14 protein-coding genes are annotated in these 14,447 nt (G+C 38.9%); 3 read left to right on the top strand and 11 right to left on the bottom strand.

What is annotated here, in order from left to right; genetic code table 11:
- The first annotated feature begins 11 nt into the window (after nt 1-11).
- The 3 genes from murJ to CQA58_RS03510 all read left to right on the top strand — a co-directional run bounded on the left by murJ (nt 12) and on the right by CQA58_RS03510 (nt 4,725).
- Entirely contained in the window at nt 12-1,448 is a 1,437-nt protein-coding gene (gene murJ / locus CQA58_RS03520; RefSeq protein ID WP_115569340.1) for a murein biosynthesis integral membrane protein MurJ, read from the top strand.
- Entirely contained in the window at nt 1,445-2,857 is a 1,413-nt protein-coding gene (gene cysS, locus CQA58_RS03515; RefSeq protein ID WP_115569339.1) for a cysteine--tRNA ligase, read from the top strand. The genes murJ and cysS overlap by 4 nt, the downstream gene beginning before the upstream one ends.
- Before the next feature lie 263 nt (nt 2,858-3,120).
- Nucleotides 3,121-4,725 (top strand): phytoene desaturase family protein, encoded by a 1,605-nt coding sequence (locus CQA58_RS03510; protein ID WP_115569338.1) that lies wholly within the window; start codon nt 3,121-3,123, stop codon nt 4,723-4,725.
- Here the strand turns inward: CQA58_RS03510 and bioD are convergent.
- The 11 genes from bioD to CQA58_RS03455 form a co-directional block, all read right to left on the bottom strand.
- Complete coding sequence (gene bioD / locus CQA58_RS03505; RefSeq protein WP_115569337.1) at nt 4,697-5,344, bottom strand: dethiobiotin synthase; 648 nt, start codon at nt 5,342-5,344, stop codon at nt 4,697-4,699. The two genes, CQA58_RS03510 and bioD, sit on opposite strands and share 29 nt — an antisense overlap.
- Nucleotides 5,345-5,569, bottom strand: a complete 225-nt coding sequence (locus CQA58_RS03500; protein WP_115569336.1) for a hypothetical protein — start codon at nt 5,567-5,569, stop codon at nt 5,345-5,347. It abuts the gene before it with no gap.
- Nucleotides 5,553-5,933: a flagellar export chaperone FliS gene (gene fliS / locus CQA58_RS03495; protein WP_115569335.1), complete on the bottom strand. Its 381-nt coding sequence runs from the start codon at nt 5,931-5,933 to the stop codon at nt 5,553-5,555. Before fliS ends, CQA58_RS03500 begins: the two co-directional genes overlap by 17 nt.
- 13 nt (nt 5,934-5,946) lie before the next feature.
- Nucleotides 5,947-7,983: a flagellar filament capping protein FliD gene (gene fliD, locus CQA58_RS03490; RefSeq protein WP_115569334.1), complete on the bottom strand. Its 2,037-nt coding sequence runs from the start codon at nt 7,981-7,983 to the stop codon at nt 5,947-5,949.
- Between the two features lie 25 nt (nt 7,984-8,008).
- Nucleotides 8,009-8,344 carry a FlaG family protein gene (locus tag CQA58_RS03485; protein WP_170126733.1) on the bottom strand — a complete coding sequence of 112 codons (336 nt, stop codon included), beginning with the start codon at nt 8,342-8,344 and terminating at the stop codon, nt 8,009-8,011.
- A gap of 89 nt (nt 8,345-8,433) precedes the next feature.
- Nucleotides 8,434-9,657 carry a murein hydrolase activator EnvC family protein gene (locus CQA58_RS03480; RefSeq protein WP_115569332.1) on the bottom strand — a complete coding sequence of 408 codons (1,224 nt, stop codon included), beginning with the start codon at nt 9,655-9,657 and terminating at the stop codon, nt 8,434-8,436.
- Nucleotide 9,658: 1 nt separating this feature from the next.
- Complete coding sequence (locus tag CQA58_RS03475; protein ID WP_115569331.1) at nt 9,659-10,468, bottom strand: FtsX-like permease family protein; 810 nt, start codon at nt 10,466-10,468, stop codon at nt 9,659-9,661.
- Nucleotides 10,455-11,126, bottom strand: a complete 672-nt coding sequence (locus CQA58_RS03470; protein ID WP_115569330.1) for a cell division ATP-binding protein FtsE — start codon at nt 11,124-11,126, stop codon at nt 10,455-10,457. Before CQA58_RS03470 ends, CQA58_RS03475 begins: the two co-directional genes overlap by 14 nt.
- A gap of 9 nt (nt 11,127-11,135) precedes the next feature.
- Entirely contained in the window at nt 11,136-12,299 is a 1,164-nt protein-coding gene (gene trmB / locus CQA58_RS03465; protein ID WP_115569329.1) for a tRNA (guanosine(46)-N7)-methyltransferase TrmB, read from the bottom strand.
- 2 nt (nt 12,300-12,301) lie between these two features.
- Entirely contained in the window at nt 12,302-13,519 is a 1,218-nt protein-coding gene (locus CQA58_RS03460) for a fibronectin type III domain-containing protein (RefSeq protein WP_115569328.1), read from the bottom strand.
- Nucleotides 13,467-14,435 (bottom strand): RluA family pseudouridine synthase, encoded by a 969-nt coding sequence (locus tag CQA58_RS03455; protein WP_115569327.1) that lies wholly within the window; start codon nt 14,433-14,435, stop codon nt 13,467-13,469. The genes CQA58_RS03460 and CQA58_RS03455 overlap by 53 nt, the downstream gene beginning before the upstream one ends.
- Nucleotides 14,436-14,447 lie beyond the last annotated feature (12 nt).

Genomic DNA, 14,447 nt, shown 5'->3' with positions numbered 1-14,447 from the left:
AGGAAGTAAAATTGTTAAAAAAGGCATTTTTCACCAATAGTGGGGGGATTTTATGCTCTAGGATTCTTGGATTTGCTCGTGATGTGTGTATGGCTTCTACACTTGGAGCAGGAATATATAGCGATATATTTTTCATCGCTTTCAAACTTCCTAATCTCTTTAGACGCATTTTTGGAGAAGGAGCTTTCACTCAAAGTTTCCTGCCCTCTTTTATCCACTCTAGGCACAAAGGTGCATTTGCCCTCACTCTCTTTCTCATCTTCTCTTCAATCCTTTTAACCCTTAGCATATTTGTAAGCTTTTTTTCTCCTACTATGACAAAGCTTTTGGCTTTTGGATTCTCTCAAGAGAGCCTTACTCTAGCCTCCCCTATTGTGGCGATAAATTTTTGGTATCTTTGGCTTGTGTTTTGTGTAACCTTCTTTGGCTCACTTTTGCAATACAAACACATCTTTTGGGTTAGTGCTTATAATACTGCTCTGCTTAATCTCTGTATGATTGCCTCACTTTTATATGCCAAAGATATGGAGAAAATGCAAATCGTGTATTTTCTCAGCTATGGGGTTTTAGCAGGAGGAATCGCTCAAATCCTCATACACTTCTACCCCCTCTACTCTCTAGGGTTTTTCAGACTTTTTTATCTCTCTAGCAAACATATTCAAGTCTTTTGGAGAAGCAAAGGAGAGAAAGCCAAGCAATTTCACAAAGAGCTTAAAGCCTTTTTCTCTCAATTCTTCCCTGCCCTCCTTGGTGGCTCTACAGCCCAACTCCTAGCATTTATTGAGACATTTATCGCTTCATTTTTGAGTGCAGGAAGTATCTCTTATCTCTACTATGCCAATCGAATCTTTCAGCTCCCCCTAGCTCTCTTTGCTATCGCAATCTCCACAGCCCTCTTCCCACTTGTAGCAAAAGCTATCAAACACAAAGAGCATACCAAAGCCCTAGAAGCGATGAAAAAATCTTTTTGGTTTCTCACTCTTGCTCTATGTGTTTGCACTCTTGGAGGGATTATGCTTAGAGAGGAGATTATTACTTTGCTTTATACAAGAGGTTCATTCTCCACTCAAGACACTCTCATCACAGCCAATGTCTTTGCCCTCTATCTAGTCGGTTTGCTTCCCTTTGGGCTAAGCAAGATTCTCTCACTTTGGCTCTACTCTCACGCTCAACAAGGAAAAGCTGCAAAATTTTCTATCATCTCACTCTCTTGTGGCACAATTCTCTCTTTGCTTCTTATCTCTCCTTTTGGAGTGCTAGGGATTGCATTTTCTAGCTCAATTTCAGGTTTTATCCTCCTAGCACTCAATATCAAGGCAGTGGGGAGGGAGAACTTTTTGAGTATAATAAATGCCAAAAAATGGGGTATTGCTCTTATAGTGATTCTCATCATTGAAGGGGCTTTGCTCTATGGAATCAAAACTTTAATCCAAGGATATATTTTATGAAAACTTTATCTATCTTTGATAGTGTTGCCAAAGAGAAGCTTCCTTTCTCTCCTATCTCTTCTAATCGTGTCAAAATGTATGTGTGTGGCCCTACGGTGTATGATGATTCTCATCTAGGACACGCTAGGAGTGCGATTGCTTTTGATTTGCTTAGACGCACACTCATTGCCCTTGGCTATGAGGTAGAATTTGCTAAAAATTTCACAGATATTGATGACAAAATCATCAAAAAATGCAAAGAAAGTGGCAAGAGTTTAGAGGAGATTACCTCTCATTATATAAGGGCATACCTAGATGATATGAAAGCCCTCAATGTTCTCTCCCCTACCCTAGAGCCAAAGGCTACTGACAATCTAGGAGCAATGGAAGAGATGATTTCAACCCTTTTGCAAAAAGGTTTTGCCTATCAAACCCCAAATGGCGATGTCTATTTAGATACAAGCAAAGATAGCTCTTATGGGAGTTTGAGCCATAGAGGAGAGGAGCTAGAAAACCTCTCAAGACTTCAAGAGAGCGATCAAAAACGCTCAGAGAGGGATTTTGTGCTATGGAAAGCTTACAAAGGAGAAGAGGATATTGGCTACCCCTCAAATCTAGGCAAAGGACGCCCTGGGTGGCATATCGAATGCTCAGCAATGATAGAAAAACACCTTGCTTATCCTCAAGGAGAGTATGCCATAGATATTCATGGAGGGGGAGCAGATTTGCTATTCCCTCATCACGAAAACGAAGCCTCTCAAACTCGCTGTGCCACTCAAAGAGAACTATCTAAATATTGGGTGCATAATGGGTTTGTTACAATCAATGGAGAGAAGATGAGCAAAAGTCTAGGCAATAGCTTTTTTCTCAAAGATGTTTTAGCTCACTATCACGGAGAAATCGTGAGAAACTATCTTCTAGGCTCTCATTATAGAGCAAACTTTGATTTCAATGAGATAGATTTGCTCTCAAGCAAAAAACGACTTGACAAAATCTATCGCCTCTACAAACGCCTAAGCCCCAAAGCCACCCCCTCTGCTCCTAGCAAAGAGTTTGAAAGTGGTTTGCTAGAGGCATTGTGTGATGATCTCAATATCTCTTTAGCTCTAAGTTTTATTGAGGGCTTTATCAAAGAGAGCAATGATTTACTAGATAAATCTCCCAAAGATTTAGCTCTTCACTCTTTAATCCTCTCAAACCTCCTCTATATCCAAGAGGTGCTAGGGATTGGCACACTCAATGCCACAGAGTATTTCCAACTAGGAGTAAGCAAGGAGCAAAGAGATCAAATCCTCTCACAAATTGCCAAACGCCAAGAAGCCAAAGCCAACAAAGACTATGCACTTGCTGATAAAATCCGAGAAGAGCTAAAGAGTCAAGGAATTGCCTTGCTTGATAGTAGTGAGGGAACGATTTGGGAAAAAATCTAACCCCTTGCTTTCTAGCAAGTCCTCTTTTAAGACACTCTTGTATCCTCAAAGTCAAATCCTCTCTCTTCTAGAAAAAAATTTGTTTTACCCTTTTTCAAGTTTTGCTCCAACCTCTCAATCTTTAAAATAAATTAACAAGAAGTATCTTTCAAAAAATCTCCTATATTTTGGTAGAAATTTAAAAAAATTGCTATAATTTTTGTTTTTTCCAAACAATGACTATTTCAAATAGTCCAATAAACTTGACTTAATAAGGATTTAATATGGCTCATTATGATGCGATAGTGATCGGTTCAGGGCTTGGAGGGCTTACTTGTGGGGCTACTCTTGCTAGAAATGGAAAAAAGGTTTTGGTGCTAGAGCAACACAACCTTATCGGAGGATGCTCGACTTGTTTTCCTAGAAAAGGAATGCTTGTAGATGCAGGATTGCACGAGCTAGACTTTGGAGATCCAAGAGTGGATCAAAAGCATAGAATCTTTGACTATATTGGACTATGGGAGAAGGTAAAGTTTGTCAAACTCCCTACTGCTTGGACTATCAAAGAGGGGGATAAAGACTATGTGATCCCTCATGGCAATACCATTGAAGCACTCAAAGAGATGTTTCCACACGAGAGTGAGGGGATTGATAAATATTTCAAAAAAATCAGACTTCAAGCAAGAAAAGCTTATAAATTCCCTTTTGATATGGGATTTTTTGAATTTTTCCTTGCACCTTTTACGACGATTCCTTTCCTTGCTTATAACTATTTTGTCAATAGAACCACAGGGCAAGTGCTTGATGAGTGTATCAAAGACTCCAAACTCAAAAGAATCTTAGATATCAATATCGTGTATTATCATCACGATCCCTATAAATTCATTTGGAGCTATCACGCTATCCCACAAAACAACTACTATATCCAAGGAATGTATGTCAATGGAGGTTCTCAAGCTCTAGCTGATGGAATTGCTTCAGTTATCACTGATAATGGTGGAGAGGTTAAGGCAAGAGCTGATGTTACAGATATTTTGCTTGAGGGCAATAAAGCCATAGGTGTGAGATATTTTGATAAAAAAAGCAAAGAAGAAGTAGAAGTCTATGCTGATAAAATCATCGCAAACTGCGATCCTGCTACGGTTTATCACAAACTCTTACCACAAGATAGGGATTATAGTAAAGATCTTAATCTCACCAAAGATTTAGAAATCACCACTTCTCTTATCTCTATTTATATGGTATTTGACAAAAAGCCTAATGACTTGTATCCTGATATGGATTACAGCACATTTATTGTCAGCCCTGAGAATTTCAATCGTGATTTTAAAGACTCAGATTGCTTCAATACAAGCTATGAGGATATTGACTTTGTATTTGTGAATTACTCAAGAGTGGATAGTGGGCTAAGTGATAGAGAAGATAGACACTTAGGGGTTATCACAACTTTTGGAAAGTATGAGGATTGGGAAAATCTTGACAAAGAAGAGTATAAAGCCAAAAAAGAGCAAGTACAAAAAATCCTAGAAGATAGGCTAGAGAAGGCTTTCCCAGGGATTATGGAGCATTGTATCCACTCTGAACTTGCTACACCTAAGACTATCGAGCGATATATTCGCACAAGGAAAGGGACTCCTTATGGATATGATCAAAATAAAGAATCTTTCTTTGGGCGTGAGCGATGGATGAGCCATAGTGTGAAAAACCTTTATTTTGCTTCAGCATTCTGTGCCCCCGGTGGTGGATTTACAGGAGCGATTATGTCAGGGTATCGCACAGGTAGAAAGATACTTGATCCTTATGCACTGCCTAGAAAATTTGCCCTCTCTATTCTCTTTGGCACAGGAGTTAGTCTAGGGATTATGGCACTTTGTGGAATGTTCTCATAATCTCTTGAGCTAATTGCTCTAGATTGCTTTCAAAGGGGGTGGAGCTTGAGAGCAAAAAAGGGAGGCTAGTTCTCTCAAACTCTTCTCTCTCTCTAAGATTGATAAAATAGTGAGATTTCAACCCCTTACTTTCCAAAATAAATTTCCCACTCAAAAGGCGATTGAGCATTCCTAGCCTATCATCACAGACAAAAATCACTTCACTCTCAAATCTCTCTTGAAGCTCTAGGGCAAAAGAGAGCATAAAATAATCTCTCTTTATCGGCACAAAAAGCCCTCCTGCTCCCTCTATAAGCAAGATTTCTACCTCATCACTCAAAGCTGTGATATGAGAGAAAATCTTTTGGATATCAATCTCTCCCAAACTATCAGCGACAAATGGAGAGGCAGGAAGTGGGAGAGAGTAGAGATTGATATCTTGGAGAGTGAAGTGAGGGAAGAGGTTTTGAGCGTCTTTGAGATGAAGCAAACAATCTTGGGGGAGAGTTTGCACCCCTGTTTCAATCGGCTTGATTGCCAAGGCTTTTTTGCCTTGTGCTTGGAGAAGTCGGACAAGATTTAAGGTTGTATGGGTTTTGCCTACATTTGTATCGCTTCCACTGACAAAAAAAACCCTCATTTAGTTTTGCAAAAATTTTTGAGCTGTGCGAATTTGTTGCATTGCGATTCGCACTTTTTCTTTTTCTTTGATTAAAAGCTCTTTTGTTTGAGCGATAAGCTCTCTGGCTTGAAGCATTTCATCAAGTGAGGCAAAGCCCTCTTGTGGGAGATTGGAGCAGAGAGTAAAAGCTTTTTGAGAATCCTCTTGCAAAAGAGCAATTTTGAGATTATCTAGCCAATTCATTGCTGTTTATCTCCCTCCACGCATCAAGCAATCCTTTGGCTACGCGAATCACTGTGTCAATCTTCTCTCCATCATTTCTGATATTGGCTTGAGCTAGAAGCTTGATTTGATGAGTGTAAAGTCCTGAGAGATAGTGTGCGACTTCTCCTCCCCTCTCATAATCAAGTGTATTAAGCAATTCACTGAAAATATCAGTGGTTCTATTGATATAGTAGATTTTTTTCTCAATATCATCAGCTTCAATATAACGCTTAGCTTGTGAAGCAAAACGCAAAATCCCCTCATAAAGCATTTCTACAAGCTTTACAGGTGATTCAATAGTAACTGAATTTTGTTGATAGAGATTATAGGCATTCCCTCTCATAACTTATCCTTTATTATTTTCCTTTGGTTGCCTGATTGATCATCATCTGAACGCTATTGAAAGAGTTGTTTGTCTGTGCGATTTGAGCATCATAAGCAGCAAAACGCTCTGCCATACTTTCATATCTAGCATTTAAGCGTTCCATTGTTCTCTTACGATCCTCTCTTAGTCGCTTATCATCACGCGTTAGGGATTGCTCATAGAGTTTCAAAGTAGAATTAGATCCCTTCACTAAAGAATCCAAATCTTCATTTAAAACCCTAAACACACCTCCCACACGCGTATCTTTTCCTAGGATTGTTTTATCAATCCCTATGAAAAAGTCTCTTACAGCATCAGCATCTGAGTTTAAGGCGTTACGAAGTTTTGACTCATCAAAACTCATTTTATTATTATCGTCAAGACTCAAACCATATTTAATCAAACTTTGTATTTCTAGCCCACTTCCTGAGCTCATTGAAAAAATTTTGTTGATAGAGGAGCGAATCATACGAATAAAACTTACACCATTGAAAATCCCTGCTGTTTGAGTATCAGGGTCATAGCGTGTAACTTCTGCAAGTTTTGGCATTAGCTCATTGTATTTTTCTACAAAGCCTTTGATGTCTTCAATGATATTTTCATTATCTGCTGTGATACTCACGGTGGCAGGATTCCCTTCAGGAGTTGTGCTAACTAGCTCTAAACTCACTCCTCCTACAATATCATTGATTGTATTTTTGCCCCTTGTGATTGTGACTCCATTATAGGTAATCTCAGCATCTTGTCCGCTTTGAATGTTTTTGAGTCTAAGGGTTTGCTCTTGGGTTTTGCTATATCCTGCAAATGTCCCCTCTTGTAATCCTAGTTTTTTAAGTGCTTCTCTTCCTGCCTCATCTTGGGCGTTGATTCTCACCTCGCCATCATCAGAGTTGATCACTATTTTTCCATCTTTGCTGACATAAGCGTGAAGATCAGAGACATTATCCAATCCTTGAGCGATTGCTTGAGCGTTTTGCTCTGCACTATTGCCTCGCTCTGTGATTTCAGAGAGATCAAGTGGCACACCATTGATAGTAATATTTCCACTCATTCTCCCTGTGGTGGTTACTTTGGAGCTTGTTACTAGGTTTTCTTCTGGGGTTTCTGTCTGCTTGAAGCCGATAGTTTTTGCTTTGCTACCATAGACTTGGACTTGATACCCTCTTCTATCATTGATAACTAGTGTATTTCCCCCTACACCAATACCAATATTGATATCGCTTCCTAGCAAATCTGCAAGATCAGGATTTTCTCCGATTGCTTCTTTGATAGCTTTTTTGAGGGCTTGGGCATTATCACTTGATTTGCTATTTGCCTCTGTGGGAGGAAGAATGATATTGACAGATTGATCCAATCCTTTGGCATCTTTTAATACAAGCTCCAAATCCCCTTCAGTCAATTCAAGTGAGCCTGAAGCGATAGTATCAGATTGCAAGGTAGAGCCAAAATAAATCTTGTTTTCCTCTCCTGTTTCTTTGGAGTTGATCATAAGTTGATAAGGATTTGCTCCACCAGTTTTCATCACCACACCAATAGCAGTGCCTCCGGATTTATCAGTGATGAGTTGAGCGACTTCGCCAAGAGTTGTCCCTGCTTTGATCTCAATCTTGTATCTCTGCCCTCGCACATAAAAAGACAGATTGGTATCTTGCTCACAAAACACACTACTGCGATCTTCAAATCTAGTGCCTACTTCATTGATATCGTTTTTGGCAATTTGCTTGATGTCAATGCTAATATCTTGGATAGGAACCCCTGGGTTTGCAGTCGCTCTAAGTGCATCTCCAAGCACATTGACTTTTCGTCCAATATAAGTGGAATAATCAGAGAGCGTTTGAGCACTTCCTCGCATACCATTAAGCATACCGATGATTCCACTTAGCTCGGCTTGTTTTTCTATATTGTCTTTCATTTTTTTATCAATAGGCTCAATCATTGCTTTCTCATCAGCCTTTTTGAGCTTCTCAATAACATCGTAATTTAAAACATTGCTCCCTACACCAAGGGAGCTAAGTTTCCCCATTGCCATACTACAAACCTACCTTAACCCTCTTTTATCCCTTTTTGTCAAAGATGATTCCTACCAAATCTTGCATCTTCTTCATCAGCTCAATTGCTTCTTTGGAGGGGATTTCTCTAATGACTTTATCTCCTCCTGCTTCTTTGACTGTAACTAGCAATCCCTCAATAGTTTCATTGTAGTTGAAACTCACATCAGTATTTAGCCCTTTCATCTCAGCATTGAGTTTTTTAGTCAGCTCCATTAGCTCTTCTTTGAGCTTTTTTTTCTCACTCTCATCTAGTTGAGATTGGACTTCTTTATTTTTGGTGATCGATGAAGCCTCTTTGCCATATTGTTTGGTTAAATCAATAATCTTATCCTGCACCATAGCAGGGTTTTGCTTCAGCTCAATCATTTGCTCCTCCTTGAACTCTTGAGTTTATCAATCCATAATCGGCAGAAAAAAAATTTTTTAAATCATCTTTTGATCAATTCTAATGGATTGATATGTCTATCTTTGAGTGTTACCTCAAAATTGAGTTTATCATCAACCTTGCCAATCACATAGCCCTTTGGCACTCTAAGCCCTGGTCTAACCGTGGGGGCAATCTTATCAAGATGTGCATAAATGGTATGCATTGAATTGGCGTGTTCTATGATAACCACTTTTTTGAGCATTGGTGTATTTTTGGCAAATACCACCTTGCCATCTAATACATTTTTGACATTGGCATTGGGAGTTTGAGGAGATAAGACTAGGGATTCATTGAAAACTTTGAGTTTATACACAGGATCAAAATACTCTCCAAAGCGTTGTTCTATACGATAATTATCAAGGGGAGCGATGGTTTTTTTCCCTTTGTAGGCTATGGTTGAAACCTTACGATAAGAGCTTCCAAGCTGTTTGACTTCTAGGGGAGCATTGAGCTTTTGAGTGGATTTTTTGCTCTCTTGTTTGGCTAGGGCTTGTTTTTTGGCTTTTTCTTCCATATCAAACTTTTTAATATTGAGTTTTTGCAAGATTTCATCAAGATTTTCTCTCTCTCGTGCAATTTGAGTAAGTTTTTGATTGTAAGTTTCCATATCTTTTTGGAATTTAGCAATCATTGTGTTGCGTTTTTTTATCCCCAAAGAATATTGTTCTCTTTTGGTGGTTTGCTCTTTTAACAAACTTTGAAGCTCTAAAATCTCGCTTGAGATTTTGATAATCTCCTCTCCAATCACTCTCTTCTCTTGAGTGAGGGAAGTGATTTGGTTTTGGACGTTTTTGCTTAGAGTGTGAAATAAATCTTCCAAAATCAAATCTTCAGGATTATTGAGCTGTTTTCTATTGGCAATCACACGAAAGGCAAGTTCTTGAGTGATGATGGTTGTGATTTGTTTTTGGATTTGAATATCTCTGTCTTGAAGGATTTTGGATTGTTCTTGCATTTTTTTTAGCTGAGTTTGTTGCTCTGAAAATCTTGCTTGATTGTCTTCTATCTCTTTTTCAAGGACTTGGATTTTGCCCACTAAGACATTGATTTGGTTGTTTTGCTCTGCGATGTCTTCTCCAAGCTTTTGGATTTTGGCATTGATACGATTTTGCTCTTTGATTGTTTTTTGGATTTTGGCTTGATTTTTTTGTATATCTTTATCAATTGAATTCAAGCCAAAAGCACAAACCAAACAGCAAGAAAAATAAACAAACCTCTTTAGCAAATCAATAATCCTTTTGGCGAATGATGACAATGAGGGCAGAGAGTGTTGAGATTACAACTGACATCACAAGAAGTACCATAAAATCTTGCAATGGAGTGAAAATCGCTTTTGTAATCTCAAGAGAGTTGAATAGCACCGAAAACTCTTCGCTCTCCAAAATATAATAAATCCCAAAAATCACAAGCAAAGAAGAGATAAAAGAATCAATAAAAGCAAGTTTGAATAAAATCTTGTTTTTCATCCAAGAAGGAGCTCCAAGATAGCTCATAATCTCCATACGCTTAGAGTGTTGCAAATGCCAAATCTCCACTTGCTTCACCATCAATATCACACTCAAAATCCCCAAAAGTGAGCCAAAAAACATAATGCTTTTTTTCAAAAGCAATAAAAGGCGATAGACTTTGGAGTGAGTTTTGGCAAAAACTTCAGCCTTTTGCACTCCCTCCACTGAAAGAAGGGATTGGTTGATTCTTTTTAGTTCTCCTTGATTGGGAAAAATGCTTAGAGTGAGAGAGTAGAATGTAGGAAGCTGACTTTTGAGAAATTGTAAATTTTGGGGGGAAAGTGTATGCTCTAAATCTCTCAAAACCACTTGAGGATCAATCTCTCTCATATCTTTTAGCTCTACCACTTTGCTTTTGAGTGTAGAAAAACTCATCGCTCCTTTGGTAGCGATGATGATAGAGTAATCTGCTGAAAGCTTTTTCTCGTGCTCTAGCACTGCTCTTTTGACAAGGATTGCACTCTCATAGCTAAAAAGAAGCATAAGAAGGGGGAAGATGAGTGAGAGGTGCTGTTTAATGAATTTCATAAACTTCTCCTCCCTCGATGCAAAGTTTTTTGCTCAAAATATCAAGAGTGTGAGGGATTTGATGAGTTACTACCACAATGGTAATCCCCAATCTCTCATTAGCCCCCTTGAGGAGATTCCAAATCAAAGAGCTTGAATGCTCATCAAGATTTCCTGTAGGCTCATCTGCTAAGATTAAAAATGGATTATGCACCAATGCCCTAGCCATCGCTACTCTTTGTTGCTCTCCACCACTCAGTTCAAGGGGATATTTGGAGGCTTTATGTGCCATTTTAGTATGAGCTAGGAGTTTCTCTGTCCTCTTAGAGCAAAGCTCTTTGGCATAACCATTGATTTGCATAGGAAGTTTGACATTATCTTCTACATTGCACTCTTCAATGAGTTTGTAGTCTTGGAAGACTATTCCTATGCTTTTTCTAAGCCTTGCAATATCGCTTTTGCTTGGAGTTTTCATATTGATTCCTCCCACTTCTAGCTCCCCTCCTTTGATTTGCAATGCACCATAAAGGGATTTTAGCAAAGTGCTTTTGCCACTTCCACTCTCCCCTACAACAAAGACAAAATCCCTTTTTTGGATAGCAAAATTTGCTTTTTTGATTACAGGCTCACTTTTTTTGTAATACAACTCTAGTTGTTTGGCTTTGATGATGATACTCAAAAATGCTCCTTATCCCAAAAGTTTGACTAATTCTTGATGAGCCTTGAATGACGCTTGAGTTGGAAGTGGATTGCCTCCAATGTAGTGCATTTCATCTTTGCTAATCAAAAGAAATTTACTCTGTGGTTGATTAAAATCCCCAAAACTCAACATAACAACGCATTGAGATTGATGAGTATAAAAACTATCAATATGCAAGAAAAAATCTTGCCCTATGATTTTTTTGCTAATTGTATCAAAACTTCCCCAAATATCCTCTCTAGGTTTGGGAAAATCAAAGGTGGGGTATTGAGGTTTAGGGGGGCTGTCTTGAAGCGAGGTTAAAAACAAATCATAAATGTTTTTTTCTTGTTTTCTCCACCTCTCCTCATATTTGCTTACTACCTCTCCACAGAGGTTTTTTCCCACTTGCATTTGCAGAGTTTTTTCTTGAAGTGCCACCTCTAGTGCATAAGAGAAATAGTCTTCATCATCACTTCTTAGCTCTAGCCTACTTCCACAAGATAACACCCTCATACTCTCTTTCACAAATCTCTCGCTCCACACTCTTCGATGAGGCTTTTTCCCCCAAGGAACGGGGAAGTGGAGATAGATTGCCCTAGCAAGATTAGAGGGAATAAGCTCTAAGAAAATTCTTGCATCAAAATTGACAATCCACAAATTTTGCAATCCCAAAAGCTCAATCTGTCTTAATACTTGCTCAATTGATGGGGTATGCAACTCAATTCCCACAAATAGCATATTGGGATTTTTCTGTGCTTTTTGCAAGATATGGCGTCCTGAACCAAAGCCGATTTCTAGCTCAAAAGGAGTGCAAAAATCCAAAAAATCAGAAATCTTTTTGAGATAGGGAGATTGAAGAGTTTGTCGCAAAGAATCATTATTGAGATTGTGAGTGATAAGATAGGGACTATTAAATTGAGCCAAAATCCTAATCGCTCCCTTGATAATCCCTGTGGGAAGTGAGCTAGAAATCTTCTCACACTTGAGGATATAATCCCCCTTTCTCTCTCTAAAGCGTTTTCTTAGAAAAAACTCATAGTCTTTGAAACGCACAAAAATAAGGCTTTCTTTGGGGTTTGAAGTTTTTTGGACTTCAAAGAGAAAATGATAATCCTCACAGACATAAGGCAAGGGTGGGAGGGAGAATTGATGAGTGAGACAATGGGGCATCTTTACTCCTTATCACTCAAAGTAAATTCTTGGCTTCTCTCACTTGCGATTTGATTGACATCGACAAACTCCACCCAATAAGTATATTTCACACCTTTTTGCATCTCTTTATCCACAAATTGAGTAGATTTGCCATTCAATCTAAATCTCAAAGGATTCCCAAAAGTCCCCTCTTTTCGGAAAACAAGCACCTCACTTACTCTCTGACTTGGCATCTCCCACCCAATCACTGCCTTGCCATCTACCACTTCTGCCCCCTTAATCTTAGGACGCTCAGGTGGGGTAAGAGAGCTTCCCATCACAGGAACTTGAGGCAAAACCCCCTCAATACCACTCTTATCCACAGCCACGACTTTGAAAAACCACTTCTCTCCATTCTCTTCAGTCCTTAGCTCAAAATAAGCATTTTTGCTCTCCCCTATTTTCTTATATCCTCCCTTCTCACTTCTTGAAGCATAGATGATATAGCCTTTGATATCAGGATTGCTAAGGGGATTCCATTTCAAAATGATTAACTTTGGCACATCAAGTGAAGCATTCACTCCACTTAGAGGATCAGGGGGGAATTTTGTCGTGGCACTCACTACTTGAGAGTAGCGACTTTTATCTCCTTGGAAACTCACTCCAGCTACGCGATACTCATAAGTTACCCCATCACTAAGGTTTGTGTCAAAAAACTCAATTCCTAAGCGATGATCCACCTCTCCAATCTCTTCCCATTTGTTGTTGATAAGTTTTTCAATAATGTATTTTTTGATACTGGGATTGGGGTGGGGATTCCAAATGAGTTTGATTAAGCGTGGTTCATCACTTGTAGCATAAATAAACTCAATAGGATCAATATATGAAGTTTTAATCGCAATCGCTTTAGAGCGTGCAGAAATCGTGTCATCTTCGCCCAAAGTGGCAAACTGATATTGATAAACGCTCTCACTCTTTAGCCCACTATCATAAAAATGCGTTATGCGTGGATTTCTAATAATCGCAATTCTCTCAAACTCACTCTCATTGCTATCTTTACGATAGATGACATATCCTTTGACTTTGTCATTTTCCACTCTATTCCACTCAAATGCCACAGAGCTTACATCAGGCAGGGCTTTGATGTTTTGAAGTGGGGGAAGTGAGAGATTGAGTGTGGGAGAGAAGAATAAATCAGCACATCCACTAAAAATAATCCCCAAAACACTCAAGTATATGCTCTTGAGAGATAACTTCATCTATATCCTCCAAAGAAAAATTTTGCTTCAAGAATCCTAGCATATCTTCAAAAAGTGGTGCTTGAATTAGAATCTTTTTTTGAGAAATTGGGTGAATAAAATACATTAAATACGCATGAAGCATCAAACGCAAAGAGCTATTGTCTTTTTTTCCATACATTTTATCGCCTAAGATATGGCGTGAAAGGGTTTCTAAATGCACTCGGATTTGATGAGTTCGCCCTGTATCAAGCTTGGCTACCACCAAAGAGGGAGAAGTGCCAAGCAATGGGATAAAAGTGGTTTTTGAGTATCGCCCATAAGGGAGCTTTGCCATTTTTAGTCGGTTATTGGGATTGCGTCCCATTAGGCATTCTACTTCTACTCTATCTTTGAGGGGTAAGTCAATGAGGGCTAGATAATATCTTCCCATAGTTTTTTCTTTGAGCTCTTTGCACAGGGCGATGTGAGCCTGATTGCTTTTGGCTATGGCTATGGCTCCACTTGTATCTTTGTCAAGGCGATGAACGATCCCAAATCGCTCTTCTCCACTAAGATTTGAGAGCTGATAGCCTTTGGCTTTGAGATAATCCACCAAGGTCGCCTCTTTCACGCTTGGGGCTGAATGCACGACTAGATGAGGGGGTTTGTTTAGCACTAGCACCTCTTCATCTTCATAAAGCACTTCTATTTCATAATCAAACTCACAAAGGCATTCACTCTTTGGCTTTTGCAAAGGAGTGAAACTCACTTTATCTCCGACTTTGAGTAATTCTCCATTTTTTTTGCATACTTTAGAATTGATTTGCACTAGCCCATTTTTGATCGCTTGATTGACTTGATTTTTGCTTTGAGCAAGTGCATTGCAAAGGAAATGATCGACTCTGAGCTTGGCAGAGTGGCTAAGATCTTGGCAAGTTATGGTAAAATTTTTCATTCTAAGACTTAT

The sequence above is a fragment of the Helicobacter brantae genome (assembly GCF_003364205.1).
Lineage (GTDB): Bacteria > Campylobacterota > Campylobacteria > Campylobacterales > Helicobacteraceae > Helicobacter_G > Helicobacter_G brantae.
Note: the sequence above shows the minus strand (reverse complement) of the source record. Positions and strands in the feature narration are given on the sequence as shown.

Bases quoted from the DNA above. Each gene is read 5' to 3' on its own strand.
- CQA58_RS03475 (WP_115569331.1), bottom strand. From the start codon at position 10,468: ATGAAATTCATTAAACAGCACCTCTCACTCATCTTCCCCCTTCTTATG.
- cysS (WP_115569339.1), top strand. From the start codon at position 1,445: ATGAAAACTTTATCTATCTTTGATAGTGTTGCCAAAGAGAAGCTTCCT.
- CQA58_RS03500 (WP_115569336.1), bottom strand. From the start codon at position 5,569: ATGAATTGGCTAGATAATCTCAAAATTGCTCTTTTGCAAGAGGATTCT.
- trmB (WP_115569329.1), bottom strand. From the start codon at position 12,299: ATGCCCCATTGTCTCACTCATCAATTCTCCCTCCCACCCTTGCCTTAT.
- CQA58_RS03460 (WP_115569328.1), bottom strand. From the start codon at position 13,519: ATGAAGTTATCTCTCAAGAGCATATACTTGAGTGTTTTGGGGATTATT.
- CQA58_RS03455 (WP_115569327.1), bottom strand. From the start codon at position 14,435: ATGAAAAATTTTACCATAACTTGCCAAGATCTTAGCCACTCTGCCAAG.
- CQA58_RS03510 (WP_115569338.1), top strand. From the start codon at position 3,121: ATGGCTCATTATGATGCGATAGTGATCGGTTCAGGGCTTGGAGGGCTT.
- CQA58_RS03485 (WP_170126733.1), bottom strand. From the start codon at position 8,344: ATGGTGCAGGATAAGATTATTGATTTAACCAAACAATATGGCAAAGAG.
- bioD (WP_115569337.1), bottom strand. From the start codon at position 5,344: ATGAGGGTTTTTTTTGTCAGTGGAAGCGATACAAATGTAGGCAAAACC.
- fliS (WP_115569335.1), bottom strand. From the start codon at position 5,933: ATGAGAGGGAATGCCTATAATCTCTATCAACAAAATTCAGTTACTATT.
- fliD (WP_115569334.1), bottom strand. From the start codon at position 7,983: ATGGCAATGGGGAAACTTAGCTCCCTTGGTGTAGGGAGCAATGTTTTA.